General features: G+C 72.1%; 25 protein-coding genes and 2 tRNA genes. 20 read left to right on the top strand and 7 right to left on the bottom strand.

Annotated elements, in window-relative coordinates; genetic code table 11:
• Positions 1–117 precede the first annotated feature (117 nt).
• Positions 118–1998 carry a propionyl-CoA synthetase gene (locus ACN27D_RS06670; protein ID WP_421498773.1) on the top strand — a complete coding sequence of 627 codons (1881 nt, stop codon included), beginning with the start codon at positions 118–120 and terminating at the stop codon, positions 1996–1998.
• A gap of 70 nt (positions 1999–2068) precedes the next feature.
• Here the strand turns inward: ACN27D_RS06670 and ACN27D_RS06665 are convergent, their stop codons facing one another.
• Positions 2069–4189, bottom strand: coding sequence for a M14 family zinc carboxypeptidase (locus ACN27D_RS06665; RefSeq protein ID WP_421498772.1), 2121 nt, complete (start codon positions 4187–4189; stop codon positions 2069–2071).
• A 77-nt stretch (positions 4190–4266) separates the two neighbouring features.
• Positions 4267–7224, bottom strand: coding sequence for an Hsp70 family protein (locus ACN27D_RS06660; RefSeq protein WP_421498771.1), 2958 nt, complete (start codon positions 7222–7224; stop codon positions 4267–4269).
• A 128-nt stretch (positions 7225–7352) separates the two neighbouring features.
• On the opposite strand from ACN27D_RS06660, the gene ACN27D_RS06655 reads away from it, so the two are divergent.
• On the top strand, positions 7353–8000 hold the full coding sequence (locus tag ACN27D_RS06655; protein ID WP_421498770.1) for an MOSC domain-containing protein: 648 nt from the start codon (positions 7353–7355) through the stop codon (positions 7998–8000).
• Positions 8001–8011: 11 nt separating this feature from the next.
• Here ACN27D_RS06655 and ACN27D_RS06650 read toward each other — a convergent pair whose 3' ends face one another.
• Positions 8012–8527 carry a hypothetical protein gene (locus ACN27D_RS06650; RefSeq protein WP_421498769.1) on the bottom strand — a complete coding sequence of 172 codons (516 nt, stop codon included), beginning with the start codon at positions 8525–8527 and terminating at the stop codon, positions 8012–8014.
• Between the two features lie 81 nt (positions 8528–8608).
• On the opposite strand from ACN27D_RS06650, the gene ACN27D_RS06645 reads away from it, so the two are divergent.
• From ACN27D_RS06645 to ACN27D_RS06630, 4 genes are all read left to right on the top strand, one after another.
• Complete coding sequence (locus tag ACN27D_RS06645) at positions 8609–9640, top strand: hypothetical protein (RefSeq protein WP_421498768.1); 1032 nt, start codon at positions 8609–8611, stop codon at positions 9638–9640.
• A gap of 15 nt (positions 9641–9655) precedes the next feature.
• Complete coding sequence (locus ACN27D_RS06640) at positions 9656–10081, top strand: nucleoside deaminase (RefSeq protein WP_194803417.1); 426 nt, start codon at positions 9656–9658, stop codon at positions 10079–10081.
• 139 nt (positions 10082–10220) lie between these two features.
• Positions 10221–10460 (top strand): YrhB domain-containing protein, encoded by a 240-nt coding sequence (locus ACN27D_RS06635; RefSeq protein WP_252450172.1) that lies wholly within the window; start codon positions 10221–10223, stop codon positions 10458–10460.
• A 111-nt stretch (positions 10461–10571) separates the two neighbouring features.
• Positions 10572–11342 carry a hypothetical protein gene (locus ACN27D_RS06630; RefSeq protein WP_421498767.1) on the top strand — a complete coding sequence of 257 codons (771 nt, stop codon included), beginning with the start codon at positions 10572–10574 and terminating at the stop codon, positions 11340–11342.
• On the opposite strand, the gene ACN27D_RS06625 is transcribed toward ACN27D_RS06630, so the two are convergent.
• Entirely contained in the window at positions 11343–11798 is a 456-nt protein-coding gene (locus tag ACN27D_RS06625; RefSeq protein WP_358175178.1) for a hypothetical protein, read from the bottom strand.
• Positions 11799–12060: 262 nt separating this feature from the next.
• Here ACN27D_RS06625 and ACN27D_RS06620 point away from each other — a divergent pair, with 262 nt between their 5' ends.
• The 4 genes from ACN27D_RS06620 (at position 12061) to ACN27D_RS06605 (ending at position 15708) form a co-directional block, all read left to right on the top strand.
• Positions 12061–12474 carry a contact-dependent growth inhibition system immunity protein gene (locus tag ACN27D_RS06620; RefSeq protein ID WP_421498766.1) on the top strand — a complete coding sequence of 138 codons (414 nt, stop codon included), beginning with the start codon at positions 12061–12063 and terminating at the stop codon, positions 12472–12474.
• A 57-nt stretch (positions 12475–12531) separates the two neighbouring features.
• Entirely contained in the window at positions 12532–13038 is a 507-nt protein-coding gene (locus ACN27D_RS06615; protein WP_357896959.1) for an O-acetyl-ADP-ribose deacetylase, read from the top strand.
• Between the two features lie 396 nt (positions 13039–13434).
• A complete protein-coding gene (locus tag ACN27D_RS06610) occupies positions 13435–14544 on the top strand; it encodes a serine hydrolase domain-containing protein (RefSeq protein WP_421498765.1) in 1110 nt (369 codons plus the stop codon).
• 102 nt (positions 14545–14646) lie between these two features.
• The gene (locus tag ACN27D_RS06605) at positions 14647–15708 is read left to right on the top strand and encodes a DUF2332 domain-containing protein (RefSeq protein WP_052166206.1); all 1062 of its coding nucleotides are present in this window, start codon (positions 14647–14649) and stop codon (positions 15706–15708) included.
• 408 nt (positions 15709–16116) lie between these two features.
• Here ACN27D_RS06605 and ACN27D_RS06600 read toward each other — a convergent pair whose 3' ends face one another.
• Positions 16117–16650: a kinase gene (locus tag ACN27D_RS06600; RefSeq protein ID WP_421498764.1), complete on the bottom strand. Its 534-nt coding sequence runs from the start codon at positions 16648–16650 to the stop codon at positions 16117–16119.
• Entirely contained in the window at positions 16650–17453 is an 804-nt protein-coding gene (locus ACN27D_RS06595; protein ID WP_232236748.1) for a GntR family transcriptional regulator, read from the bottom strand. The genes ACN27D_RS06600 and ACN27D_RS06595 overlap by 1 nt, the downstream gene beginning before the upstream one ends.
• 252 nt (positions 17454–17705) lie before the next feature.
• On the opposite strand from ACN27D_RS06595, the gene ACN27D_RS06590 reads away from it, so the two are divergent.
• From ACN27D_RS06590 to ACN27D_RS06555, 8 genes are all read left to right on the top strand, one after another.
• On the top strand, positions 17706–18131 hold the full coding sequence (locus ACN27D_RS06590) for a hypothetical protein (RefSeq protein WP_421498763.1): 426 nt from the start codon (positions 17706–17708) through the stop codon (positions 18129–18131).
• Between the two features lie 87 nt (positions 18132–18218).
• The gene (locus ACN27D_RS06585) at positions 18219–18683 is read left to right on the top strand and encodes a hypothetical protein (RefSeq protein WP_421498762.1); all 465 of its coding nucleotides are present in this window, start codon (positions 18219–18221) and stop codon (positions 18681–18683) included.
• A 3-nt stretch (positions 18684–18686) separates the two neighbouring features.
• Positions 18687–20117, top strand: coding sequence for an FtsK/SpoIIIE domain-containing protein (locus ACN27D_RS06580; RefSeq protein WP_334465650.1), 1431 nt, complete (start codon positions 18687–18689; stop codon positions 20115–20117).
• Positions 20114–20770, top strand: coding sequence for a DUF2637 domain-containing protein (locus ACN27D_RS06575; RefSeq protein ID WP_334465652.1), 657 nt, complete (start codon positions 20114–20116; stop codon positions 20768–20770). The genes ACN27D_RS06580 and ACN27D_RS06575 overlap by 4 nt, the downstream gene beginning before the upstream one ends.
• Positions 20767–21411, top strand: coding sequence for a GGDEF domain-containing protein (locus tag ACN27D_RS06570; protein WP_393158095.1), 645 nt, complete (start codon positions 20767–20769; stop codon positions 21409–21411). The genes ACN27D_RS06575 and ACN27D_RS06570 overlap by 4 nt, the downstream gene beginning before the upstream one ends.
• Positions 21408–23147, top strand: a complete 1740-nt coding sequence (locus ACN27D_RS06565; protein ID WP_334465658.1) for a replication initiator — start codon at positions 21408–21410, stop codon at positions 23145–23147. Before ACN27D_RS06570 ends, ACN27D_RS06565 begins: the two co-directional genes overlap by 4 nt.
• A complete protein-coding gene (locus ACN27D_RS06560; RefSeq protein WP_421498761.1) occupies positions 23137–23355 on the top strand; it encodes a helix-turn-helix domain-containing protein in 219 nt (72 codons plus the stop codon). The genes ACN27D_RS06565 and ACN27D_RS06560 overlap by 11 nt, the downstream gene beginning before the upstream one ends.
• Positions 23355–24476 (top strand): tyrosine-type recombinase/integrase, encoded by a 1122-nt coding sequence (locus ACN27D_RS06555; RefSeq protein ID WP_030273363.1) that lies wholly within the window; start codon positions 23355–23357, stop codon positions 24474–24476. The genes ACN27D_RS06560 and ACN27D_RS06555 overlap by 1 nt, the downstream gene beginning before the upstream one ends.
• Before the next feature lie 91 nt (positions 24477–24567).
• Here ACN27D_RS06555 and ACN27D_RS06550 read toward each other — a convergent pair.
• Positions 24568–24641, bottom strand: a tRNA-Gly gene (locus tag ACN27D_RS06550).
• 261 nt (positions 24642–24902) lie between these two features.
• Here ACN27D_RS06550 and ACN27D_RS06545 point away from each other — a divergent pair.
• A tRNA-Pro gene (locus ACN27D_RS06545) sits at positions 24903–24976 on the top strand.
• Positions 24977–25125: 149 nt separating this feature from the next.
• A complete protein-coding gene (gene tig / locus ACN27D_RS06540) occupies positions 25126–26472 on the top strand; it encodes a trigger factor (protein WP_421498760.1) in 1347 nt (448 codons plus the stop codon).
• The last annotated feature ends 155 nt before the right edge of the window (positions 26473–26627 follow it).

Raw genomic sequence — 26627 nt, 5'->3', positions numbered from 1 at the left:
CGGGCCGGCGACCGCCCACCGCCGTGAGCGGCCGTTCAGCGAGCCGGGGCGTGCTTCCGGCGCACCGGCCCCGCCCGGCCGTCGTGCCGGCCCGGCGTCGCGGAGCAGCATGACGGCATGGGCGCGTATCGATCAGCGTACGAGCGGAGCATCGCCGACCCGGCCGGCTTCTGGCGGGACGCGGCGGCCGACATCGACTGGGTCATCCCGCCGGAACGCATCCTCGACGACTCGGCGGCGCCGCTGTACCGCTGGTTCCCCGACGGGGTGCTGAACACCTGCCACAACGCGCTGGACCGGCACGTCGCCGCCGGGCGTGGTGACCAGCCCGCGCTGATCCACGACAGCCCGGTGACCGGCACGGTCCGTACCCTCACCTACGCCGAACTGCTCGCCGAGACCGCCCGGTTCGCCGGTGCGCTGCGCCGTCTCGGCGTCGGCCGGGGCGACCGGGTGCTGCTCTACCTGGCGATGGTCCCGGAGGCGGTGGTCGCCATGCTGGCGTGCGCCCGGATCGGCGCGGTGCACTCCGTGGTGTTCGGCGGATTCGCCGCGCACGAACTGGCCGTCCGGATCGACGACGCGCGGCCGAAGGTGGTGGTGGCCACCTCCTGCGGCATCGAGGCCGACCGGGTGGTGCCGTACCACCCGATCCTGACCGCCGCACTCGACGAGGCCGCGCACGCGCCGGAGCGCTGCGTGGTGGTGCAGCGCCCGCAGGAGCCGGCCCCGCTGGTGCCGGGCCGCGACCTGACCTGGGCCGAGGTGATGGCGGACGCGGAACCGGCGCCGTGCGAGCCGGTGGCCGCCACCGACCCGCTCTACGTCCTCTACACCTCCGGCACCACCGGCCGGCCCAAGGGCGTGGTGCGGGACAACGGCGGGCACGCGGTGGCGCTGCGCTGGTCGATGCGCAACGTCTACGGCATCGAGCCGGGCGAGGTCTTCTGGGCCGCCTCCGACGTGGGCTGGGTGGTCGGCCACTCCTACATCGTGTACGCGCCGCTGCTCACCGGCGCGACGACGGTGCTCTACGAGGGCAAGCCGGTCGGCACCCCCGACGCCGGGGCGTTCTGGCGGGTCGCCGCCGAGCACCGGGTGGCCGCGTTGTTCACCGCGCCCACCGCGATCCGGGCGATCCGCCGCCAGGACCCGGACGGCAGCCACATCGACCGGTACGACCTGGGCGCGCTGCGTACCCTCTTCCTCGCCGGTGAGCGGCTGGACCCGGACACCTGGGCCTGGGCGGGGGAGCGGCTCGGCGTACCCGTGGTGGACAACTGGTGGCAGACGGAGACCGGCTGGCCGGTGGCGGCCAACCCGCGCGGCCTGGAGCCGCTGCCGATCAAGCCCGGGTCGCCGTCGGTGCCGGTGCCCGGCTACGACGTGCGCGTGGTCGACGGCGCGGGCCGGGACGTGCCGCCCGGCACGGACGGCTCGATCGTGATCCGGCTGCCGCTGCCGCCCGGCTGCCTGCCCACGCTCTGGGGCGACGACGAGCGGTTCGTCCGCTCCTACCTGTCGACGTTCCCCGGCCACTACCTGACCGGCGACGGCGGCCGGTTCGACGAGGACGGCTACCTGTACGTGATGGGCCGCACCGACGACGTCATCAACGTGGCCGGGCACCGCCTGTCCACCGGCGCGATGGAGGAGGTCCTGGCGACGCACCCGGCGGTGGCCGAGTGCGCGGTGATCGGCGTGGCCGACGCGCTCAAGGGGCAGGTGCCCAGCGGGTACGTGGTGCTCAAGGCCGGCGCCGACGTGGACCCGGACGCGCTCGCCGCGGAGCTGGTCGCGCTGGTCCGGCAGCGGATCGGCCCGGTGGCCGCGTTCCGCCGGGTGACTGTGGTGCCGGCGTTGCCGAAGACCCGCTCCGGGAAGATCCTGCGGCGCACCATGCGGGGCCTGGTGGAGGGGCGCGACGAGCCCGTCCCGGCGACCATCGACGACCCGGGCGCGCTCGCCGTCTTCCGCGACCTCGGCGCCACGAGCTGACGCGACCGGGCCGGCACGGCGCCGGACGGACGGTCCCCGGCCGGACTCCACCGGCCGGGGACCGCCGCGGTCAGCGCCGGACCGGGTTGCCGGCGGCGTAGTCGCGCGCGACCCGCACCAGTTCCACCAGGCCGCCGGCGTACTCCTGCGCCTCGGCGTGCGCCTCGTCGAACGGCGGCTGGAAGCCGACGCCCTCCCACTGACCGGTGGCCTCGTTCCACCTGTCGTTGCCCACCTCGAAGTCCCAGGCGAAGATGCCCAGCTCGTAGTAGAGCTGGTCGGCCGAGTTGCCGGCCGCCGAGTAGAGCACGTCGGCGACCGGGCCGGTCTGCGACGGCCAGGTGACGGTGCCGCGCTCGGCCGCGATCGCGCCCACGATGCGCCGGGCGCTGCCCAGGAAGAGTGTCGACTCGTCGATCGACGGGCGCGGCAGCGTCACCCGCCCGTCGGCCTTGTACGCCCCGGGCGGCCACATGAAGTAGCCGCCGTACGAGTGCACGTTCATCGCGAACTTGATGTTCGGGTGGGCCTTGGCCAGGTCGATCACGTTGCGGCTCTCCGGCTCGGACAGCTCCGCCGTGCCCGCGTAGTTGCCGGACAGGCAGTTGGCGCTCGCGCCCACGTACCCGTCGAACAGGGATCCGACCGTGTAGTTGCGGTTGACGTCGACGCCCCACATGGTGCGGTTCTTCGGGTCACGGGAGGCGCCGGTGCAGTGGTTGACCAGGTTCTTGCGCTGGAAGTTGTAGTCGTGGAACGAGTAGTTCGCGCCGTCCGGGTTCACGGTCGGGATGACGAACACGTCCACCTGCTCCAGCAGCTTGCGGGTCGCCGCGTCGGTACGCGCGTTCGCCAGCAGCCGCTCGGCGAACTCCAGCGTGACGAGCGGGGTCGCCCACTCGCGGGCGTGCTCCTGCGAGTACGCCAGCACGCCGATCCGGGAGCCGTCGCGGTGCTTGCCGATCCGCAGCGCCTGCACCGTCCACGGCCGGGCCGGCACCTCGGTGCCCTGCAAGCCGTCGTCGAGGCGCACCGGCCCGGTGACCGGCATCGGCAGCCCGGCGGAGCCGTCCTCCACAGTGGCCCGGAAGCGGGCGCCCCGCGGGGCGTTGATCAGGGCGGCGACGTCGTCGGTGGTGCTCGTGACCTTGCCCGCGCCGTCGGTGGCCAGCGAGATGGTCAGCACCCGGTCCCGGTAGCGCATGTTCAGCGGCCGGTTCGGCCGGCCCGGGTCGACGGTGCGTACCTGCACGCCGTTCATGCCCTGGTCGCCGAAGCGGACCGACTCCACCACCACGGCGGCGGCCGCCGGGTCGCCCAGGTAGGCGGCGGCGGTCCGGCGGTATCCCTGGGTCTTGTTCGGCAGGTCGATGACGTCCACCAGGTCGCGGTACTGGCGGCCGAGCCGGGCGATGCGCGCCTTGATGTCGACGGGCGTCAGGTAGGCGTCGATGAAGTCCTTCTGATAGCCGGCCGGCTGCGGCGGCGGGGTCGCGTTCGGCCAGAGCGACGGCGTCACCGGCCGGCTCGTGCCGCCCAGCGTGGAGGTGGCAGTGAGCTGCACCGGACGGCTCGGCACGGGCTGCGGCAGCGCGTAGTGGTACTGGTACTCGCCCGAGTCCTCGAAGCGGTACAGCGGGAACGAGCCGGTGGCACCGTCGGCCGTCCGCCAGCTCACAGTGATCTCCACGTCCGGGTCGTCGGTGGCGGTGGTGGCGACCTGGGCCTGGAGGAACGTCCGGCCGCCGGTGGTCCACCAGTACGCCTGGAGGAACTGGAGCGTGTCGACAGCGGCGGCGCCGCTCGTACGCAGCCCGGCGCGGGTGCGCTCCTGCGCGGCGCGGCGGCTCTCGGCCAGGTGCCGGGCCCCGTCGTCGGCGCGCTGCACCACCTGCACGGCGGTGGCCCCCTGCCGGGTGAGGTCGGCGAGCTGCCGTCCGGTGAGGACCAGGTCGGCGGTCCATTCGCCGTCGCGCGAGCGGGGACGGTTGGCCAGGTCGGCGCCGCCGGCGACCAGGCGGTCGAGCTGCGCCCGGTCGGCGAGCCGCACGCGGACCAGCGCGGTCTCGGTGGGGGCGAGCGTGATCGCGGGGGAGGGCGGTGCGGCGGCGCCCGGCCCGGGATGGGCCAGCGCCGCGGCGATCAGGATGCTGGTGGTGGCGAGTGCGGTCCACCGTCGTCGGACGAACACGGGGCCTCCTGACGAACGTCGATCTCTCTGCCGTTCACACCAGCCGAGGCATCGATCGCTGTCAAGCTCAGTTCCGGTCAGCCGGCGAACCGGTACAACCGGAACTCCTTCTCCGCGCCGCACACCAGCATCTCGGTGTTCCACGAGCAGGACTCGCTGCGGATCTGCTTGAGCTGCCCCATCTCGACCGGTTTGCCGTCCACCGCCGTCCCGGCGAGGACGCGGTCGTCCTCGTATGCGCTCGGCGCCTCGGAGAAGATCAGCAGGTTGCCGGCGTCCAACCGGACCGCCGTCCCGTCCCGGTCGCGCAGCACCGCCGTGCCGTCCGGCGCGAACAGCGTCACCGCGTCCGGCGAGTCCCGCCCGGCCAGCACGTGCTCACCGACCGGCACCAGCGACTCGGCGCGCGGTGCCGGCCACTGCCGGGTGCCCTCACCCTCGGTCGCCGCCACCACCCGCGTGTCGTCGGCGCCGCTGCCGGGCGTCTCCAGCAGGCACACGCGGCGCTCCCCGCAGGTGACGAGATCCTTCACCCGGCCGCCCTGTTCCGGCGCCTCGTACAGCACGCTCGGCGTGCCGAGACCGCCCAGGTCGTAGGCGAGCAGCCGCAGGCCGCGCTCGTTCTCCGCCACGTACAGCCGGTCGTCGCGGGCGGCCACCGGATCGTCGAGCCCGGCGACGTTGCCCCGGTCCTTGAGGATCTTCCCGCTGCGCATGTCGACGACCCGGACCGACCGGTCCGCGCCGACCTGCACGAGCCGGTCCGCCTTCCCCGCCCACGGGGCGAGCGGCGAGCCCTCGGCGTTGCCGGGCCCGTCCAGCGCCGCGCCGGTGCCGACCGGTACCACCTTCGTGCGCGCGTCGCCGTACTCGGTGCGCGGGTTGGGCCGCTCCCACCGCTGCCGGCCGTCGTCCAGCCGCAGCCCGACCAGGCGTTCGCCGGTGCGGTCCAGCCGGACGATCGTGTCGGGCCCGAGGTACAGGGTGTCGTCGCGGCCGACATCGGTCTGCCAGCGCTGCTTGCCGGAGTCGCCGTCGAGCACCGCGAGCACGCGCGGGGTACCGCTGCCGGTGGCGTCGCCGAGGACGAGCAGCCCGTCGGGCAGCGGCCGGATCCCCGCCCACCGCTGCGCGGCCGCGTCGGTCCGCTTCTCCCAGACCGTCTTCCCGGTGGCCGCCTCGACGGCCGTCACGTGCAGGTGGTCGTCGGGCAGCGAACGGACCAGGTAGGCGCGTTCCCCGAGCGTCGCGGTGAACATCTGGTCCGGCCGCGCGTCACCAACGGACACCGTCCTCACCAGCTCGGCGGTGTGGAAGTCAAGCGCCGGGTGCCGGTCCCGGAACACCCAGAGCAGCACCGCCGCCGCCACGGCGACGACCACGAGACCCGCGCCCAGCGCGACCCACCGGCCGCGCCGTGGCCGGCCGCCGCCGGGCCGGACACCGCCCGGGGCGGGGGAGAAGGGCGCCCCGGGTACGCGGGGACCGGGCCCCGCCGGCGGCCATCCTCCACCGGGCGGGGGCGGCGGCATCCCGGGTACGCCGGGTCCGGCGTGGTGCGCGGCGGGCGCTGCCCCCGGCACGAAACCGGGGGCGCCCGGAGTGCCGTCGTACCTCGGGTGCGGGACCGGACCCCCGGCGAGCGGCGTGCCGTCGTATCTCGTGGGGGACGTCGGTGGGACGGGCCCGTCGGCGACCAGCGTGCCGTGCGGACCGGCGGGCGCCGCGTCCGCTCCGCCGAACGGCGCGGTCGGGTTCGGCCTCGTCGCACCGCCGGGGACCGTGGCCGCGGTGGCGTCCGCAGCCGAACCGGGCGGGGTGGGCGCGGGTTCGGCCGGCTCGGGCCGGGTCGGCGCGGGTGGTGCCGACGCCGGGTGGGCGGGACGGCCGGACCGCCGGGGCAGCGGCAGGTCGGTGAGCGCGCCCTCGGCGACCGGCATCTCCGGCTGTTCCAGCACCGTCGGCGCGATGCCCAGCTCGGCGTGCAGCAGCCGGGCCACGAGCGGCACCCGCGTCGACCCGCCGACCAGGAACAGGCCGGACAGTTGCTCGGGGCGCAGCCCGGCGGCGGCGGTCACCTCCCGGGTCTCCGTCACCGCCCGGGCCAGCAGCGGCGCGGCCAGGCGTTCGAAGTCCTCCCGGGACAGCGGGACCGCCGCCTCCACCCCCGGTACGGCGACCGGCGCCACCATGGCCCGGGACAGCATCTCCTTGGCGCCGCGCACGTTGTCCCAGAGTTGCTGGCGGTCCCGCCGCTCGGCGGTGCTCGCCGGAGCGGTCAGCCGGGCCCACTCGCGCGGGTGGACCGGGCCGACCAGCTCGCCGAGCCGTCCGAGCAGGGCCGCGTCCAGGTCGAGACCGCCGAGGTCGGGGATCCCGCCGGTGGCGACCAGCTGGAAACCGGAGTCGCCCCACGGGTCGGCGCCCTCGTTGCGCAGCACCGCCACGTCGAGCGTGCCGCCGCCGAAGTCGAACACCGCCACCGAGCCGCCCACCGGCACCGGCCGGCGCAGCACCTGCGTGAAGTAGCGCGCCGCGGCCACCGGCTCGCGCAGCAGGCGGGTGCCGGGCGCGATCGGCCCGGCCAGCGTGTGCTCGGCCGCGGCCGGCCAGCCGGCGAGTTCCAGCGCGTCGTGCAGCACCTGACGGCGGGCCGGAGTCCAGGCCGCCGGGTGGGTGACCACCGCCGGGGGCAGCATCCCGACCGCCGCCACCGCCGCGTCCGCGACCGCGCGCAGCGTCGCGGCCAGCAGCTCCGCCGGCCGGTACGCCCGCCCGCCCAGCTCCACCGTCTCCTCGTCGACCCGGCGCTTCGGGTTCGGCTCGTAGCCGGCCGGGTCGGCCTGGGCCAGGCGCTGCGCGTCCCGCCCGACGTGCAGGTGACCGTCCGCGTCGGCGTGGACGCCGGACGGCAGGATCGGGTGGCCGTCGACGAGCACCGGCCGGGTCCGCCCGTCCGGCCAGCGCAGCACCGCCACGGTGTTCGAGGTGCCGAGGTCCACGCCGAGGGCGAAACCGTCCTGCTGGCCTGCCATCCGCGGCTACCTCCACCACCCGACGAGGATGTCCGGCCCGCATCGTACGCAGGCCGCGCCGCCGCGCCGCCCACCCGGCCCGGGAATGGACTGGCCGGTACGACGCCCGGCCGCATACCGTCACCGTCATGAAGGTGATCTCCGTCAACGTGGGCCGACCGCAACCGAACCCGTGGAAGGGGATCGGGGCCACCGGCATCGACAAGCGGCCCGTGGACGGTCGCGTCGCCGTCACCGCGCCCGGCCCCAAGGGCACCGGCGACGTCGGGCTCGCCGGTGACCGGGTCTACGACGTCGCCCACCACGGCGGCACCGACCAGGCGGTCTACGCGTACGCGCGGGAGGACCTCGACCACTGGGAGGCCGAGCTGGGCCGCCCGCTCGCCGACGGCTGCTTCGGCGAGAACCTGACCACCAGCGGGCTGGACGTCAACGGCGCGCTGATCGGGGAGCGGTGGCGGATCGGCCCGGACCTGGTGCTGGAGGTCTCCTGCCCGCGCATCCCCTGCGGCACGTTCCAGGGGTGGCTGGGCGAACACGGCTGGATCAAGCGGTTCACCCAGGAGGTACGGCCCGGGGCGTACCTGCGGGTGATCACGCCGGGCAGCGTCGGCGCCGGGGACCCGGTCGAGATCGTGCACCGGCCCGACCACGACGTGACTGTGGCGCTGGTGTTCCGGGCCACGATGCTGGAGCCGGAGCTGCTGCCCCGGCTGCTGGTGGCCGACGCGCTGCCCGCGGAGGACATGGCGCAGCTCCGCCGCCGCCTGTCCTGACCGGAGGACGGTCAGGGGCGTCCGCCTCCGGCCCGCCGCCTGGCCGCCACCACCAGCCCGGCGGCGAGTACCGCCACTGTCGCGCCGCCGACGATCCACCAGGGGCCGGGGACGTGCCGCGCCGCGACCTGCGTCCGCTCCGCCGAGACGGCGGACGGGGTGGCGGCCAGCGCCGGGGCCGAGATCTCGCGGATCCCGGCGCACAGCCCGGTTTCCCCGGCTGACGAGTTCACCCGGTAACGGGCGCCGACGCGGAAGCCGTAGCCGCAACTCTCCTCGCTGCGCGACACCTTCAGGCCGAGCGTGTCCCCGACCCCGGCGCCGCCCTTCTCGACGGAGTCGACGGTGATCCGGACCCCGCGGTCGGTCACCTCCGAGACGGTGCCGACGACGATGCTGTCCGCCCGCTCGTCCCGCTCGGTCGTGGACAGGGCGCACGAGCAGGCCCACGCGGGTTCGGCGGGTGACATGACCACGACCAGGCCGAGCGCGGCCAGGGCGACGACGAGCAGGGCACGAAGTCTCATGGCCGCTTCGACGCCGCCGGACACCAGTCGGTTCCGCGCCCGCTTGACGTCAACCGGACTTCAGGTCGGACGCTTGCGGGCGTGCTGAACTCCGTACTCGACGAGGCGTACGAGCGCGTACGCCACACCGGTCCCGAGCGCGACGGGTGGCTGTCCAACCACGTGCCGATGGCGGCGGAAGCCCTGGTGCGCCACGGCCACGAACGAGCTGTGCACCGCTGGATCGACGCGTACGCCGACCGGCTGGAGGAACGCCCGCGCGGCATCCGGCGCATCGCCACCGACGAGTGGCGCGACCCGCTCGGCGACCCGGTGCGAACCGGCGACTGGCTCGACCTCTTCGACCGCGAGCTGGCCGGCGACCCGTGGCGCGACGTGCTGGCCCGCTGGTGGCCACGACTGCTGCCGGGCATCGCCGCCGGCGCCACCCACGGCGTCATCCGCGTCGGCCACGCCGTGCGCGCGCTGCTCGACGCCGAGACCGCACCGCGCGTGGCCGAACTCGGCCAGGGGCTCGCCTACTGGGCCGCCCGCTGGCAGCCGCTCGCCCCGCCCGGCGGCGGGCCGTACCCCGGAACCGACGCCCGGTCCGCGCTCGACGCCGTGCCGCGCGTACCCGATCAGCGGTTCGGCATCCGGTCCCGCCTGGCGCAGCTGGCCGACCGGGACCGGTGGCCGGCCGCCGCGGCGGCCGTGCCCGGCGACGCCGCCGCCGACGTGCCCACCCGGCTCGCCGCTGTCGTCGACGCTGCGGTGGTCCGGCACGGCACGCACGGGTACGCCAGTCCCGTGATGCTCGTGCACGCCGCCACCGCGCCGAACGCCGTCCTGCGTACCCTGCCGGCCCTGCCGCCGGCGCTGTGGCAACGGAGCCTGGCCGCCGCCTGGGCGGCGACCGCCGCCGTCACCGCGGCCTACGCCCCGGCCGAGGCCCGTTCCCTCCCGCCGGCCGCCGGGCCGGAACTCGACGACGTCATGGCGCGGGCGCTGGACACCGGGGACGCGCACGCGATCAAATTCATCGACACCCTGAGTGATGCGTACGCCCGCAGCGCCGACCCGGCCCTGCTCGCCGTCGCGGCCCGATCCGTCGAGCAGATGGCCGCAGACTGAACACGTGGAGGGCCGATGACACCCGACGACGAGGCGTTCCTGCGCCGCGCCGTGGAACTCGCCGACCGGGCCGGCGCGTCCGGCGAGCGGCCGTTCGCGTCGCTGCTCGTCGGCGCGGACGGCACAGTCCTGATCGAGGACCACAACACGGTGGTCTCCGACCGGGACGTCACCGCCCATCCGGAGCTGAAACTGGCCCGCTGGGCCGCCCGGCAGCTCGCCCCCGAGGCGGCGGTCGCCACCACCATGTACACCAGTTGCCAGCCCTGCCCGATGTGCACTGTGGCGATCAACGCATCCGGCCTCGGCCGGGTCGTGTACGCGCTGTCCACCGAACAGTTCGAGCAGGTCAAGCCCGCCACCCCCGCGCCGCGCCCGGTGCGGTACGACGGGCCGGCGCTGTTCGACGAGGCACGCCGGCCGATCGAGGACCACTACTAGCACCGGGGCGACGGTGGACGCGCCACGGCGGAGCACCGGGTCGAGCGGCGCGGTGGCGTCCGGCGTCGCTACATGGCCGTGTGGTGGCCATTCCTGCTGCGAGGAAGCGGCTGGGCCGAGATGTGGAGACGGTGAAACCGTGATCGCACCGGAATCGGCGCGGCAGATCGCCGAAGAGTTCCTGGACACCGAGATCCGATACCGCTTCCCCCATCCGGTCGTCATCGTGGACGACGCCGTGAAGGAACTCGACGACGTGTACGTGTTCCCCTACGACGGGAAGGCGTACGTCGAATCCGGCGACTGGCGCGAGGCGATGGCCGGCAACTCTCCGGTCGCGGTGGACAAGCGAACGGGCGAAGCCCGCTTCTCTGCCTGAACGCGGAGATCGCCTGCCCACGCACCGGGGTGCCGGCACCGTCGTCACGCGGGGCACCGCGGACGGTGTGCGACGCCTACGCTGTGCCGCACGGCGACAGGGGGTGGGCCGGTGGGGCGTCGGCCGGGGTACGTCGCGATGGCGCTGCTCGGCGCGCTGCTGTTCGGTACGGCCGGCCTGGCCCTCGGGTCCTGGTACGGCGGCCGGGGCACCGAGCCGCTGAGCGCCGAGGCAATTCGGAGCGCGCCCGGCGAACTGCTTCCCGGTGTCGAGCCGAGCGGCGCGACGACAGTGCAGGGCTACCGGTACGGCGTCTGGCTGGCCGCCGACGACGTCGGCGGGAGCCGGATCGAGTTCCAGTACGGCGACGGCGCCGACTGCGCGCTGTCCGAGCTGATGCGGCGGGCCGCCGAGACGCGCGGATGGCGGGAAATCCGTCGGGTGCCGGGCGCCTCGTGCGACGGCTGGCGGGCCGAGCGAGACGGGATGACGGCCACGCTCACCCATCCGGCGCACGGGTCGAGGCTGAGCATCACACAGTCCGCCCCCGCAGGGTTCCGAGCCGCCACGATCACCGGCACCCTGCTCGGCGCCGTCGCCGGTGCGGTGCTGTTCCGGGTGGTGGCGCGGAGTCGTCGGCCCGTACCCCTGCTGGTCGGCACCCTGGTGACCGTCGCCCTGTTCCCGGGGGCCGCCCTCACCTGGACGGATCTGGCCGCGAATCGGCTCGCTGAGCCCGTGTGGCCCGTCTGGCGCGGGCTCGCTCCCGTGCTGGTGCCGCTCTGGCTCGTGCTCCTTCTGATCGGCGTGATCGTCCTCGCGAGGCGACGGGATCCGGCCGTGCCCGTCACCGATCCGGTCGCTACTGGTCATGCGGGCTGATCAGTGGATGCCCGACTCGTCGTACGGCACGCAGTCCCACAGGGTGTTCGCACGCTCGCGAACGACCGCGAACACCGGCCGGGACAGCACTACGTCGCCCGCCCGCTGGACGCGCACGACGATCCCCAGTTCGTCGGAGGCCGGATCGCCTTCCGGGGCGTACTGCGATGCGATGCCGCGCGCCAGCACGTAGCTCAGGAACTGCTCCTCCAGCCGGGACGGCACACGTCCGACCAGCCTGATCCCGTCCAGCGTCACCTGTGGGCCGTACCGCGCATCGACGACCACGCAGAAAAGGCCCTCCGAGCTGCCGAAATAAGCCGTGACCGCCGTGGCATGGGCAGGGACGCACGCGTTGCGGAACTCCGCCTTCTTCGGCTGGTGAAAGTCGTGTTGTGCGACGGAGACCGATGCAGCGAACCCGGGTAGCGCCTCGACGGCCTCGTCGTGGCTCATGCCGAACCGCAGAGGTCCCACGCTGACCAACGGCGTGTACGTCCACTGCTCTCGCTCTGCCTCGGTCAGGACATGCCAGGGGCTGGTCATAAGTCAGCCACTCCCATCTCGTTCGTGGCCGCGGGGTTCGTACTCGGCCTGGCTCTCCGCCAGCGGGTGCCGATGAGCCTTCGGTTGCTCGCCCATTCTCCGGAGGGCTGCGTTGCGCCGAAGCCCGGAAGCAGCCCTGGGAACTAGAACGTGACGGGCTAGCCTGACCGCCGTGACGTCGATCGAGCAGCTTGAACGGGACGTCTGGCCGGACCCCGGCCCGGAGGCCACGTCTCTCGTGAGGCGCTGCGTGGAGCTACGACGCAAGCCGCTGGCTGAGTTCACTGTCGAAGACCTGCGCATCATGCTCGGGCAGGAAATCGGCGTTCCTGCTCTGCTGCCTCTCGCGTTGCAGGTCCTGCTGCGCGATCCGTTGGCGGAGGGCGACTACTACCCGGGTGACCTGCTCGCCAACGTGCTGCGGCTCCCCGAGCCGGCGTGGTCGGGCCTGCGAGCCGAACGGGAGCGGCTGCGATCCGTTCTGGCCGAACTCGTCGCCGGTCGCCCGTTCTCCGACCCGGACCTTGACCCTCGCGAGCCGGACCGGCACCTGCGCGACGCCGTCGTGGGGTTCCTCGGTCGATGAGAGCGGCGGAGGTCATCTGCCGCCGAGGTGCTCTGGTGGCATCATCGATCCGTGCCTGTGATCGAAGTTGTCCTCGGTGACATCACCCGAGAGGACGTCGATGCCGTCGTTACCGCGGCGAATGAGTCGCTGCTGGGTGGCGGCGGTGTGGACGGGGCGATTCATCGTGCAGCCGGACCGCGGCTGGCCCAGGCGGGTGCCGCGCTGGCACCGTGCGATCCGGGCGACGCGGTCGCCACGCCGGCGTTCGATCTGGACCCACCGGTACGCCATGTCATTCACACCGTCGGGCCGGTGTGGGAAGGCGGCGGCTACGGTGAGGCCGACGTCCTGGCGTCGTGCTACCGGCGCAGCCTCGAGGTTGCCGATGAGCTCGCCGCTCGCCGCGTCGCCTTCCCCGCCATCGCTACTGGTGTCTACGGGTTTCCGGGCGACCAGGCAGCGGAGATCGCAATCTCGACCATCAGAGCGACACCGACGAACGTCGAGCACGTCCGCCTGGTCGCCTTCGACCAGGCCACGTACGAACTGCTGGCTTCGGCGCTCCAGGGGTCCGGCCGTTGAGTTCGTGAGGCGGATCGTCGCCGGCGGCCAGAGCAGCTGACGGCCACGGCTGGCCCGAGCGGGGGAGTCGCCGACCGGCCCAGGATCGGGGATGCAGCCCCTGACCGGGGCCGGAGGCTGTTGGAGCGGGCGACGGGAATCGAACCCGCACCGTCAGTTTGGAAGGACGAAGATCAACGCCCCGGGATGCCCCAAACGCCTGCTCGTCGCGCCCGGCCAGGTGAGCGCTCGTGCCCGCTCGTGCCCGCTCCGGGCCCTGGCTACTGGCACGTGGCTGGCACGCTGCCTGTTCGCCCCAGTGCTCGCCGCGTCGCCCCGCCATGGCCAGGTCGCCTGTGATCCACATCGCTGTGGGCGGGAGCACGGGATGAGTGTGGCCAGCCATAGGGTCGGAGCGTGAGCGTCAACGAGGACTCCTCCGGTCAGCTTCTGGTGCCTGGCTCCGGGATCGCAGGCGACAGCGGCGAACCAACCAGCGACCTGACGGCAATCCGGGAAGCTGTCCGACGGCAGGCCCAGCGGGCGACCTCCGGCATCGAGGACATGGTGTCCTACCTGTCCCAGCAGGTGGCGGATGAGTCGCATCGCGAGGTGACTGGTCCCCTGCTGGCTGGCACCGGTGCGAGCGGTGTCGTGCGGTACCGAGGTCGGGTGGTCGCCGAATGGGGCGACTCGGCGATCCCGGAAATGCTGTTCAGCGGCACCAAGAGCGTCGTCGCCACCGTAGCGGGATTGGCCTTCGACCGAGGACTGCTTGCCCCGGATGCGCTGGTGTCGGCGACGGTCCGTCATCCGATGGTCAACTGCCTCGGAATGGAGGGGATCACGTGGCAGCATCTGTTGCAGCAGACCAGCGGGTGGAACGGTGAGCTGTGGGGGAAGCCGACGGGGGTGGACGCGCAGAGCCGCCGTGAGGGCTTCGAGCGCGAGGGAGCGCCCGGTACCGGGTGGGCCTACAACGACGTACGGGTGAACCTGCTCTGCCTTGCCTTGACGGTGCTGTTCCGCCGACCGCTGCCCGACGTGCTCCGCGAGGACGTGCTCGAACCACTCGGTGCCTCCTCGTCCTGGTCCTGGCACGGCTACACCGACTCGGTCATCGACATCGACGGGATGCCCACGCCGGTGGTCAGCGGCGGGGCGCACTGGGGCGGCGGTCTGTGGATCTCCGCGAGGGATCTGGCTCTGCTCGGCGAGCTGCACCGGTGCCGGGGCGAGTGGCGGGGCCGGCGGCTGCTCAGCGAAGAGTGGATCGACCGCGCCTGGAGTCCCTGCGACTTGAACCCCGACTACGGCTACCTCTGGTGGCGCAACGACTCCCAGCGGGTACAGCCCGGCGCTCCGGCCAGCGGACGATGCGCCCGCGGCAACGGCGGCCGTCACCTGCTCTGGATCGACCCCGCCCGGGACCTGGTCATCGCCTCGCACTGGGGCGACGATGTCCGCGACTTGATTACCGAGGTCTCGGCCGCCATCCCGGCGACCCCCACCCGTACTGGCTCGTGACGCCACCGAGGCGATGCCAATCACCTACTCCAGATGCTGCCCGTTAACTTGCCGCCCAGTGACGCCGGTAACGCTGGCCTGGGGCTGACTGACAGGAGTGCCATGGACCGGACGCGGGAGTTGGAGGGTCTGTCGGAGCACTTCGCCCAGGCACCAGCCATCTTCACCACCTCGCCGCTGTACCAGGCGTTGTGCACAGCTGTTGCGGCCGACCAGCCAACACTGGAGATGCTGCTCGAACGACGCTCCGGGCAGCAGGCGTCGTTCCTGCTCTTCGGCGCAGCCCATTACCTCCTGCTGGACGGTGTCCACCACGATCTGCGCCACTTCTACCCCTCGGTCGTCGGGCCCGATGCTGCCGACGCAGAGTCGGCAGGACCGGTGTTCGTCGACTTCTGTCGTGCGTTTCGCCGCGAACTTGGAGAGCTGGTCCGTTCCCGTCTCGTGCAATCGAACGTTGTGCGTAGAGCTGCCGGTCTCCGCTTCGCGCTGGCCGCGCTCAGACGCCAATGTGACGGCCCTGTGCATCTGATCGAGGTGGGCGCCAGTGCGGGCATCCACCTCCAAGTGGACCGATACCGCTACCTCATCGGCGGACACTCGTTCGGGCGGCAGGAATCTCCGGTCACCATCGAGAGCCGCTGGCTCGGCACGGAGCAGCCACCGAACTTAGACGACATCCCGCTGATCGCCACCAGGGTCGGCGTGGACCTGAACCCAGTGGATGTCACAAGCATTCAGAATCGGCGCTGGCTCAGGGCGCTGGTCTGGCCCGAGGACCACGCCGGAGCGGGGCTTCTTGAGGCCGCCCTCGAACACGTGGCGGCGGACCCGCCGGAGATCATCGCCGGCGACGCCATTGATGTCTGTTCGCCGCTGGGCCGAAGCCTGCCGCCCGGCGAGCCGCGTGTTGTATTCCATGCCGCGACACGAATGCATGTGCCCACCCATCGGCGAGCCGCCTTCGATGAAGCGATCGATTCAATTGGCAGCGATGGGCCGCTGTACCACGTCTGGCAGGAGCCGCCGTCGGCACAGCACCACGGCGAGCTGGCGGACGACCGGGGAGTGATCGCGTTTCACGGTCCGGGCGACAGCAAGCCGACGTCGCTGGTGCAGGTTGACGGACACCTGAACTGGCTGGCGCCCCTGCATGACATGTAGGTCATAGGCACCGGAGATCGCCACCGGCCCGGCCGCCCAGTGGGGCTGCTCGTTGATGAGGGGCAGGGAGGGGCAGCCAGTTGTGTGCGGATCTCCTCGTCGGGCAGTCGCCAGACCGTCCAGCCTCCCCGGACGGGGACAAGGTGGAGCGCCCTACCGGACGAACGACCTTGGCCCCGTCCGGGGAGGCTGGTAGCCCTTGTGGTGCCCGGCGAGGTGATCCGCGGCGGCATCTCTGAGGAGGGTCGGGGTTCGGGGCGGAGCCCCGAGGTCTTCGAAGTCTGGCAATCCCGAAGCGTGGCCGGTCGGCCCGGCCGATGCCGGCCGGAGGTCGCCAGCAGGCCGGGGCCGGGCCGGCGCGGCCCGCTTGCGGGCCGCCTTGATCTGATAGAGCGCAATTCGGCAATGTCACACGGCGAGCTGCGCCAGGTGCTCGCATATCCGACGGGCAGCATCGGCGGGGCTGGTGGTCCCGGTGTCGATTGCCAGGCTGGCATCCGGCAGCGGCGCGGTCTCATCCCATGCACGTAGGCGGGCAGCGGTGTCGCCGGTTGCTCGTGCCGTGATGCGGTTTCGGGCGATGTTGCGGGCGCAGTGCACGTAGACCGTGAGCCAATGGACGTCCGGCAAGGAGGACCTGACGGCCTGGACGGCATCGACCTGGCCGAGGTGCAGCACGGGTATGTGGTCGATGAGGTCGGCCTCAAGCGTGGGCCGGTCGACGACGTACACAGCTCCGTAGCGGTGGTTCTCCCACACAACATCGCCCGCGGCGCGCAGCTGGTCGATGTGCTCGACGGTTGTCATGCGGTAGCCGGCGGTTCGTCCCGGTCCTGCCTTCAGCCGTTGGAACAGGCGGCAGGCGGGATCAAGGTCGCGGAGTGCTCGGGTGATGGTGTCTTTGCCGGCAGCGGGAGGGCCATAGAGGATGACGCCACGCATCAGGCGGAACCGCGCCTTAGCACCGTGTCGAGCAGTTCCTTGGCCTGGGTTTGCAAGGGAGCGCTCGACGCGCAGTTCTCCACAGTGATGTGCGGCCCTGCCGGGCGGAAGTCGATATCCATGGTGGCGAGGTATCCGGGCCAGTCGGAGAGCTTGAAGGCGTCCCGTGCTGCGCCTCGGCGACGCAGATAGGTGTGCATGGTGTCCGGGTCGCAGTAGAGCCAAACGAGCGTGACGGCGGCTTCGAGGTTGGCGAACGAGGCTTCGGTACGACTGATCCAGGCGGGGTCGCTGAACTCGCGGATGAAGGGCGCAGTGACGACGGCGCTGTTGCCGCAACCCACGTTCTCTAGAGCGGCGGCGCTCAGCGCCTCGTACTCGCGTGGCCGGACCACGTTCAGATACGTCTCGGATTCTCGGTCATGCGGCGACTGCCCGAGAACCTCCAGCGCGGCCTCAACAACGGGACGGGTCAGGGTGTCCTTGTCGAGCATCGGCCAACCGGTCTGTCGCGCGAGGACGCGGCCCAGCTCGGTCTTTCCGCTGCCGGCATAGCCGCCGATCAGGATGACGTGTGGCTTCGGTAGCCGGATCTGGCTGGTCCGGGCCTGGTTCGGGTTGCGGACCACTCGCTTCGACCGCGATTTGCTCTCGATCAAGCCTTCATCCGCAAGCAGCTTCATCGCCTCGCTGATGGTGAAGACGCTGGTGTCCCACTGTGCGGCCAGCTCGCGGGTGGACGGCAGGACCTGGCCGTCGCGCAAAACGCCGGCCTCAATCTCGTTTCGGATGTGGCGCGCCACCTGCTGGTGCTTGCTCTCCGACTCGGAGAGGCGCGGACGCGGGGATGACATGGCTGCCCTCGCTGTCAACGTGAGTTTTCGGGTGAGCCTATCAGTGGCCTATCAGTTGTTCAGTGCGTAGTCGCTGGTCAACAGCGTGTTTAGAAGATCTTGTGAGCGAACAGTTGATAGGTCGAGCTAACAGTTGTTAGTGTGACGGGCATCGAAGCCTAGCCGGCAGGGGTCGGTGGCGAAGACACAAGGAGTGCCAAGGTGGCTGTCCCGAACACGATCAAGGTTCCGGTTCCGTTCGACTACGTGTTCCCGGCGGGTGCGCTGTGCCTGGGTGTGGAGCCGGTGACGGACTTCGACAAGCGCGGCCAGGGTGACGACCAGGCCCGCGACAAGGACACGGGCGAGCGGCTGTGGGTTGTCAAGGTCCTCGACCTGGACCCGGAGGCCGGCAAGTTCGGCGGGACCAAGGAGGTCAAGGTGAAGATCGCCGCTCCGGTGCAGCCGGTGCCGCCGGCGTCGAAGATCCCGGGCTATCCGCCGGCGGTGCAGTTCTCCGACGTGACGCTGACGCCGTACGTCGACAGCCAGCGGTGCAAGGGCTCGGGGAAGTGCCGGGCGCGGCAGGCGTGGTCGATCCGCGCCGGGGCCATGACCGAAGCCGCCGCCGTCAAGCAGGCGGCCTGACCAGATCTGGACGCGGGGCGGGCCTCATCCGCCAAGACCAAGCCCGCCCCGCGCTCTGACCCGTTCTCCCTGGAAGGAGTTGGGCTGATGCCCACGCTAGCTGACGCTGCCCGCATCGCCGGGAACCCGCGCCCCGCCCCCCGCCGCACGACACACCGCCGCACCGTGATGCGCCTCGCCGGCCCCGGCATTCGGGCCGCCCGCGAGGTCTACACCACGGTTCCGGCCGACGCGGTGCGTGTGGCCGCGCTGGTGGAGATCTCCGCCGCCGCCGCAGCTTTGGCGCGGACGGTGGTGAAGCTGCGGCACCTCGACCCGGACTTGATCGCCCCGCACGTGTCCGACCGGGTCGACCTGCGGGCGGTGCTCGGTCGGGGCCGGTGGCTGCCGACCATGACCCGTCACGTTCCCGCCCCGGAGTCGGGGCCGGTGGACCTGGCCGCGCTGATGCCGGCCCGTCCGGCGGGCCGCCGCCGTGTTGTGCGCCGTCGACCCGGCTCCCCGGGGCAGGGCTCCCTGTTCACCGCCGCCGCGTCGGCCGGGGAGGGCTGAGGGATGCCGCTGGTCAACGTGATCCGGGGTGACCGGGTCGACTCCGCCCCGATCAACGTGCGTACCCCGTTCATCCGCATCCCGCTGTGGCTGGCCCTGACCTGGTGGACCGTCAAGGCCCTCGCCCGCCTCGCCGTGGTGCTGGTTCGCTTCTGGTACGTCACCGCCCCGGCCGTGTTCTTCGGCTGGCTCTACGTGCGGTTCGGCTGGGCCGGTCCGGTCGGGGTCGTCGTCCTGGTGGCGGTCGTCGCCGCCGGGTGGGGCTTCGGTCATCGTTCGTCGTTCCGGCGGTTCGGGTGGTGGCCGGTGCTGGCCCGGTATCGGCGGTGGCTGTACGGCCGGAACTGGCACGCCGCGATGGTCACCGCCAAGCTCGCCGTTTCCTTCGACTCGCACACCGTCCTGCCCGTCCTGCGCCGGGTCACCTGCGCGGCCGGCGTCGACGTGGTGATGGTGCGGATGGTCACCGGGCAGATCCCCGATGACTTCGCCAAGGTGGCCGAACGCCTCGCCCACACCTTCGGCGTCCGCCAGGTCAAAGCCACCCCCGGCAACCGGCCAGACGTGGTGCTGCTGCACCTGTTCCGCGGTGACCCCCTCGCCAAGCTCCTCCGCCCCCTCCCGGTGCCGGCAATGCCGGAGTTCACCGCCCTGCCGGTCGGCCGGCGCGAGGACGGCGACGGCTACAACCTGCGCCTCTTCGGAACTCAGGTCTTGGTGGTGGGCGCCACGGGTTCGGGGAAGGGCTCGGTCATCTGGTCCGTGGTCCGCTCCCTCGCCGCCGGGGTCACCTCCGGCCTCGTGCAGCTGTGGGGCCTGGACCCCAAGGGCGGCATGGAACTCGGGATGGGCGCGCCGATGTTCGCCCGGTTCGCCCGCAAGGACTACGCGGCCATGTGTGAGCTGATCGAGGAAGCCGCCACCGTGGCCAAGGACCGGGCCGGGAAGCTGTACGGCCGGACCCGCCAGCACACGCCGACGCCGGATGAGCCGCTGATCGTCGTGGTGATCGATGAGCTGGCGAACCTGACCGCGTATCTGACCGACCGGCAGTTGAAGGACCGGATCAAGGCCGCCCTGTCCATCCTGCTCAGCCAGGGCCGCGCGGTCGGGGTGCACGTCCTGGCGGCGATCCAGGACCCCCGCAAGGAGGTGCTGCCGTTCCGGGACCTGTTCCCGACCCGTATCGGGCTGCGGCTGGCTGAGGCGGCGCAGGTGGACCTGGTGCTGGGTGAGGGGATGCGGGACCGGGGTGCGCTGTGCGACCGCATCCCGCAGTCCCTGCCCGGTGTCGGGTTCGTGGTCATCGACGGTGATCCGACGCCGATGCGGGTCCGCTTCTCCTACCTGACCGACGACGAGATCCGCGACATGGCCCACACCTACGGCCGACTCCGCGTCATCGACGGTGAAGTCCTGGACGGTGCAGCATGAAACCCCACCCCACCCACACCCGCACCGACCGCGCTGAGGGCCTGGTCCTCGTCGTCATCCTCCTACTCGTCGCCGGCTTCGCCGGGGCCGCCTCGTTCACCCACGTCAAGGACTGGACCCTCGACAACAGCCCCACCGGCACCGGCGAGTGGTTCGGCTGGGCCAACGCCGTCATCTCCGAACTGGTGCCCGTCGCGGCGCTGCTGACCATCCGCCGCCGACGCCGCAACGGTCAGCCGGTCGGCTACCCAATGTTCCTGCTCGTCGCCGCCGTGCTCCTGTCCCTCGCCGCACAGCTCGCCGTCGCCAAGCCCGGCCTGTCCGGCTGGCTGCTATCCGCCGTGCCCGCTCTGGCGTTCATGGGCCTGTCCAAGCTCGTCCTCACCACCGCCCCGGCTCCGGTCCCGACCGCCGAACCTGCCTCCGCCCCCGCTGCTGCGCCGGCTGTCACCCCGACGCCCCGGCCAGTCACGCCGCCGACCCCGCCCGTCCAACCGACTCCTGTCGTGCCTGAGCCCGTCGCCCTGGTCGACGTCGAGCCGACCCGCCCTGCCCCCGTCCAGCCGGCCCGGCCTGCCCCGGTCGCCCCGGTGCCGCCGGCCGCCTTTGCCCGCCGCAACGGCGTCCCGCTGATCGGAGAGGTGACCCGATGACTGACCACCTGCTCTCCGGGCTGTTCCTGGCCGCCGGCCTCGCCCTGTTCTGCTGGGATCAGTACCGGCTCTACGTAGCCCGCTACGAACTGGCCGCCTTGCAACGCGCGACCCTCCGCGACCCGCTCACCGGCCTCGCCAACCGCGCTGGCCTCGCCGCCGGCTGGGAACAGCTCGCTGCGCTTCGCCCGTGGGTGGTCGTGGTCGACCTGGACGGCTTCAAGCCCGTCAACGACACCCACGGCCACGCCGCCGGGGACCACGTGCTCACCGCCGTTGCCCACCGACTCCGCACCGTTCACGGTGTCGCCGCCCGCCTCGGTGGGGACGAGTTCGCCGCCCTGCTGCTCAACACCGATCCGGCTGCGGCTGCCCGCCAGTTGGCCGCCGCCATCGCCGCCCCCGTCCGGCTGCCCTCCGGGATCGCGGTGTCGGTGACCGCCAGCATCGGCCTCGCGCCCGCCAGCCCCGCCGGGCTCGCCGCCGCCCTCGCCGACGCCGACGCGGCCATGTACCGCGCCAAGACCACCCGCTCCGGGGTTGCGGCCTTCGACCCGCTGCGCGACGACCACACCACCGGCGACCCCCGCCCCGCCCTCCGGGTCCGCGACCTCACCCCGTCGCTGCGGGTGGGCCGATGACGACCGCCCCGATGCTGCCCGGCCTCGCTCCCGCCCCCGTGGTGGAGCCGAGGCCGGGCTCCCGGGCCGCCCGGATGCTTATGCCCCGCTCCGTCGATGTCGTCAAGGATCTGGCCGCCGACTACGGCGTCTGCACCCGCCCCGTCAGCCTGCGCCGCACCGACCTTGACTCCGGCCGCACTGAGGTCATCGACATGCCGTGCGGCGCGACGCAGGAAGCTAAGTGCCCGGCCTGCGCCAAACGCGCCCGCCGGCTGCGGCAGCAGCAGATCCGCGAGGGCTGGCACCGCGACGACGAACCCGACCCCGGCCCCCAACCCGCCACCGACGCCCAACGCGGCCTGATCGTGGCTCGCGCTCACCTGGAATTCGCCCGCGACGAAGCCGTCCGCGCCTCGCAGTGGGATCAGGTCGCGGACCTGGACGACGCCATTGGAGAGCTGGAAGCCCAGATCACCACCGAAGGCATGCGGGGCCGGCCTGCCCCTCCGCACGCCGCCGAGGACCAGGAGGACGGCGACGGCAAGCGGCGGGTGCGCTCGACCAAGCGCCGGCAGGACGCCCCGGACCTGCCCCGCCTGCCGGTGGAGAACCGCACCATCGGGCGGACCTTCGAGGGCCATGCCGGGCAGGTGTTCCGGCCGTCGATGTTCCTCACCCTCACCCTCGGCTCCTACGGCCGGGTGCACTCCGACGGGACGCCGGTCGACCCGGACAGCTACGACTACCGGCGGGCCGCCTGGGACGCGGTGCACTTCCCCCGGCTCCTGGACCGGTTCTGGCAGAACCTCAGGCGGGCGGTCGGCTGGAACGTCCAATACGCCGGGGCGGTCGAGCCGCAGCGCCGGCTGGCTCCTCACGCGCACTTCGCCATGCGGGGCACCATCCCCCGGGCGCTGGTCCGGCAGGTCGCCGCCGCGACCTACCACCAGGTGTGGTGGCCACCCGCCGCCGAGCTGGTCTACGAACCGGGAAGGGCGCCGCAGTGGGACGCCACCGCCGGCGGCTACATCGACCCGGACTCGGGCGAGCTGCTGCCGTCCTGGGATGACGCCCTGGACCAGCTCGACGCCGACCCCGATGCCGAACCCGTGCACGTGGTCCGGTTCGGCGTTCAGGTCGACGCCAAGGGCGTGCTTGCCGGGACCAAGGACGCGGACCGGTGCGTCGGCTACATCACCAAATACCTCACCAAGCAGGCCGCCGACTGCCACGACATCTCCACCGTCCGGCAACGCGCACACCTGGAACGGCTCTGGCAGGAGCTGCGACACACGCCCTGTTCGGAGCGGTGCGCCAACTGGCTGCTCTACGGTGTCCAGCCGAAGAAGGCCCGGGCCGGGTTGAAGCCGGGCAACTGCAAGAACAAGGTCCACAAGCGGGACACCCTCGGCATCGGCGGTCGGCGCGTCCTGATCTCCCGACAGTGGTCCGGTAAGACCCTCACGGATCACCGGGCGGACCGGAAGGAGTGGGTCAAGGCGTTGCTCGGGGTTACCACCGATGCCGACACCGCCCCGGCGGGGTCCGACACGGTCCGGCATGCCTGGGAACTCGCCAAGCCGACTGACCCGGACGTGCCGCCCCTTGGCCACCGGGTCCTCCGGGCGATCTCCGAACGCATCCAATGGCGCGTCCAGCTCGACGCCGCCAGACGCGCCGCCGTCGAACCGGCCGATGTTTCGGCAACTGCTCAGAGCCGCCCAGAACGAGAGGAGCCCCGACGTGACGGATGATCTGCTGACTCCCGGCGAGGTGGCCGCTCGCCTTCGTGCCACACCTCGCGTCGTCCGCCGGCTGGTGGCTGAGCGTCGTATCGCCTACGTCAAGGTCGGGCGCTTGGTGCGGTTCGAGCCTGCTGCGGTGGCCGCGTACATCGAGGCCAATCGGGTGGTGCCAACCTCGCGGGCGGAGCTTCGGCGTCAGTTCGGGGCGGTGGCCTGATGGGCGCCAAGCGTCGCCGGCGTTTCGGCAACGTGCGCAAGCTGCCGTCCGCCCGCTGGCAGGCCCGTTATCTCGGCCCGGACGGCGTAATGCGGACTGCACCGCAGACGTTCGCCACGGAGCGCCAGGCCGAGAAGTGGCTCACGGTCGTTGAGTCGGAGATCCTGCGGGGGGAGTGGGTGCCTCCGGAGGCGGGGGAGATCCGGCTGTCGGACTACGGGGATCGTTGGATCAGGGAGCGCCGTCTCGCCCCGCGTACCCGACAGCTCTACGAGTACCTGTTCGCCCTGCACATCGGGCCGCATCTCGGGCACCTCGCCCTGGCCGCGATCAAGCCGGCGACCATCCGGACCTGGCGCGGCAACCTGCTCAACGGCGGCACTCCGGAGCCCCAGGCGGTCAAGGCGTACTGCCTGCTGCGGGCGATCCTCAACACGGCGGTGCGCGAGGACGAGATCCTTCGGCAGAACCCGTGCCGGATCAAAGGCTATGACCGCTACCACACCCCGGAACGGCCCACGGCCACCATCGCCCAGGTCTACGCCCTGGCCGACGCCATGCCGGCCCGCTTCTCCGCGCTGATCATCCTGGCTGCTCTCTCTGGCCTGCGGTGGGGAGAGCTGGCTGCCCTGCGCCGCTGTGACGTCGACCTGGACGCGGCGACCGTGCGAGTGCCCCGGAAGCTGGCGGCGCTGAAGGATCGTCTGGAGTTCGGGCCACCGAAGTCTGCGGCCGGGGTCCGTGTCGTCGCGCTGCCTGAGGCTGCGGTCGAGGCGCTGAGTGAGCACCTGGCCGAGCACGTCGAGGACGGCAATGATGCGCTGATCTTCACCGGGGCGAAGGGCGCGATGCTGCGTTCCGGCAACTTCGGGCGTGCCGTCAAGTGGACCAAGACTGCCGCGTCGGTGGGCCTGGCTGGCTTCCACTTCCACGACCTGCGCCATACCGGCAACACCCTCGCCGCCGCCTCCGGGGCCAGCACGCGCGAGCTGATGCATCGCATGGGCCACGCCACCATGCGCGCGGCCCTGATCTACCAGCACGCCACCAGCGAGCGTGACCGCGAGATCGCCCAAGCGATGGACCGCCGGATCGCCGGAAGTGGTCGACGCCGACCGTGACTGGCACGCGGATGGCACGCAAGATCCAACCCGGGGGAGAAGCGAAAGGCCCAGGTGCCGCGATCATGCGGTCTGCCTGGGCCTTCGTGGGTGGAGCGGGCGACGGGAATCGAACCCGCACCGTCAGTTTGGAAGACTGAAGCTCTGCCATTGAGCTACGCCCGCGAGCGCCCCACCACAGCAGGGCGCGCCGACAGCGTACCGAATCACCCCCGCCGCCGTGCAGCGCGTACCCCGCGCACCCCGCCGACCGTCAAGATCCACACAACTTCGGCGAGGTGGCGCCTTTCTACGCCCCGGACCCAGCCACTTCCCCGAAGTGGCGCCCGACGCCACCCGACGCCACCCGGCGGCGCCCGCCACACCGCGCGCCGCGCCCCGGTCACCCGCGCGGGGGGCCGGACGGCATACACTCTTCGTCGCCACCGGGGTGTGGCGCAGCTTGGTAGCGCACTCGCTTTGGGAGCGAGGGGCCGTGGGTTCAAATCCCGCCACCCCGACTGTCGTTCGCGACCGGATCGTCCCGGGAACCGCCGGTTTTTTCCGCGCGGTACCCGGGCCCTGCCGATGCCGTCGGCCGGCTCGCCTACACTCGATGCGCGCAATCACGCCCCAGACTGAACACCCAGATCCGTCAAGGAGTACGCCTGTGAAGAGCACCGTCGAGACTCTGAGCCCGACGCGCGTGCGGCTCGCCATCGAGGTGCCGTTCGTCGAGCTCGAGCCGAGCCTCAAGAAGGCGTACCGGGAGATCGGCCAGCAGGTCCAGGTTCCCGGCTTCCGCCGGGGCAAGGTTCCCAGCGCGGTGATCGACCAGCGGGTGGGCCGGGGGGCCGTCCTCAACGAGGCGATCCAGGAGGCCATCCCGCAGAACATCCTCGCCGCGGTCCGGGAGCACGACCTGAAGACGCTCGGCCGTCCCGAGGTCGACATCACCGAGTTCAACGACGGCGACTCGCTCAACTTCACCGCCGAGGTGGACGTTCGGCCGGAGATCACCCTGCCGGACCCGGCCACCATCGAGGTGACCGTCGACGAGATCGAGATCGCCGACAGCGAGATCGATGAGCAGATCAACAGCCTGCGCGAGCGGTTCGCCACGCTGAAGACCGTCGAGCGGGCCGCCCAGGAGGGCGACTTCGTGCAGATCGACCTGAACGCCACGGTCGACGGCGAGGAGGTCCCGGGCGGTTCGGCGAGCAACATCTCGCACGAGGTGGGCAGCAAGCAGCTTCTGCCGGGTCTGGACGAGGCGCTGGTCGGCCTGGCCGCCGGCGACAGCACCACCTTCACCACGCAGCTCGTCGGCGGCGACTTCGCCGGCCGTGACGCAGACGTGGCGGTGACCGTCCGCACGGTCAAGGAGAAGGAGCTCCCCGAGCTCAACGACGACTTCGCGCAGATGGCCAGCGAGTTCGACACCATCGACGAGCTGCGCGGCGACCTGCGGGAGCGGGTCACCCGGGGCAAGCAGGTCGAGCAGATCTACGCCGCCCGTGACAAGGCCCTGGAGCAGATGGTGGCCGCCGCCGAGGTGCCGGCGCCCGAGGGCGTCGTCAAGGAGGAGGTCGAGAGCCGCAAGGCCGCGATGGTCGACCAGCTCGAGCGCATCGGCGCCTCCCTGGAGGAATACCTCGCGGCGGAGGAGAAGACCGAGGAGCAGATCGACACGGAGCTGACCGAGGCGGCGACCGACGGCGTCAAGATCCAGCTCCTGCTGGACACCCTGGCCGACGCCGAGGACGTGCAGGTCTCCGACGACGAGTTCGGTCACGAGATCGTGCACCGGGCGCAGCGCGCCGGCATGGCCCCGCAGCAGTACTACGACCAGCTGGTCCGCTCCGGCGCCGCCGCGGCCGTCTTCGGCGACGTCCGCCGGGGCAAGGCGCTCGCCGCGGTGATGGAGAAGATCAAGATCAAGGACTCGGCGGGCAACGAGGTCTCCCTCGACGCGCTGCGGGCCCAGAACGAGGCCGAGCACGACCACCAGCACTGATCATCGGGGGTGTCGGCCGCCGTCCCGCGCTGCGCGCCGGGGGGCGGCCGAAACCCTTTCCGGGGTACGCCGTGCGGGTGACTGCGCTGAGAGCGAACAGTGCCCCGACCGGGAGTACGCCTCCCGGCTGAGCGGTTAGTGTCGGGTAGGACGGT

The sequence above is a fragment of the Micromonospora sp. WMMD1274 genome, from assembly GCF_049179035.1.
GTDB lineage: Bacteria > Actinomycetota > Actinomycetes > Mycobacteriales > Micromonosporaceae > Micromonospora > Micromonospora tulbaghiae.
This window is presented reverse-complemented; position numbering and strand designations above follow the sequence as displayed.

Bases quoted from the DNA above. Each gene is read 5' to 3' on its own strand.
- ACN27D_RS06670 (WP_421498773.1), top strand. From the start codon at position 118: ATGGGCGCGTATCGATCAGCGTACGAGCGGAGCATCGCCGACCCGGCC.
- ACN27D_RS06660 (WP_421498771.1), bottom strand. From the start codon at position 7,224: ATGGCAGGCCAGCAGGACGGTTTCGCCCTCGGCGTGGACCTCGGCACC.
- ACN27D_RS06655 (WP_421498770.1), top strand. From the start codon at position 7,353: ATGAAGGTGATCTCCGTCAACGTGGGCCGACCGCAACCGAACCCGTGG.
- ACN27D_RS06650 (WP_421498769.1), bottom strand. From the start codon at position 8,527: ATGAGACTTCGTGCCCTGCTCGTCGTCGCCCTGGCCGCGCTCGGCCTG.
- ACN27D_RS06640 (WP_194803417.1), top strand. From the start codon at position 9,656: ATGACACCCGACGACGAGGCGTTCCTGCGCCGCGCCGTGGAACTCGCC.
- ACN27D_RS06625 (WP_358175178.1), bottom strand. From the start codon at position 11,798: ATGAGCCACGACGAGGCCGTCGAGGCGCTACCCGGGTTCGCTGCATCG.
- ACN27D_RS06605 (WP_052166206.1), top strand. From the start codon at position 14,647: ATGGACCGGACGCGGGAGTTGGAGGGTCTGTCGGAGCACTTCGCCCAG.
- ACN27D_RS06600 (WP_421498764.1), bottom strand. From the start codon at position 16,650: ATGCGTGGCGTCATCCTCTATGGCCCTCCCGCTGCCGGCAAAGACACC.
- ACN27D_RS06585 (WP_421498762.1), top strand. From the start codon at position 18,219: ATGCCCACGCTAGCTGACGCTGCCCGCATCGCCGGGAACCCGCGCCCC.
- ACN27D_RS06580 (WP_334465650.1), top strand. From the start codon at position 18,687: ATGCCGCTGGTCAACGTGATCCGGGGTGACCGGGTCGACTCCGCCCCG.
- ACN27D_RS06575 (WP_334465652.1), top strand. From the start codon at position 20,114: ATGAAACCCCACCCCACCCACACCCGCACCGACCGCGCTGAGGGCCTG.
- ACN27D_RS06570 (WP_393158095.1), top strand. From the start codon at position 20,767: ATGACTGACCACCTGCTCTCCGGGCTGTTCCTGGCCGCCGGCCTCGCC.
- ACN27D_RS06565 (WP_334465658.1), top strand. From the start codon at position 21,408: ATGACGACCGCCCCGATGCTGCCCGGCCTCGCTCCCGCCCCCGTGGTG.
- ACN27D_RS06555 (WP_030273363.1), top strand. From the start codon at position 23,355: ATGGGCGCCAAGCGTCGCCGGCGTTTCGGCAACGTGCGCAAGCTGCCG.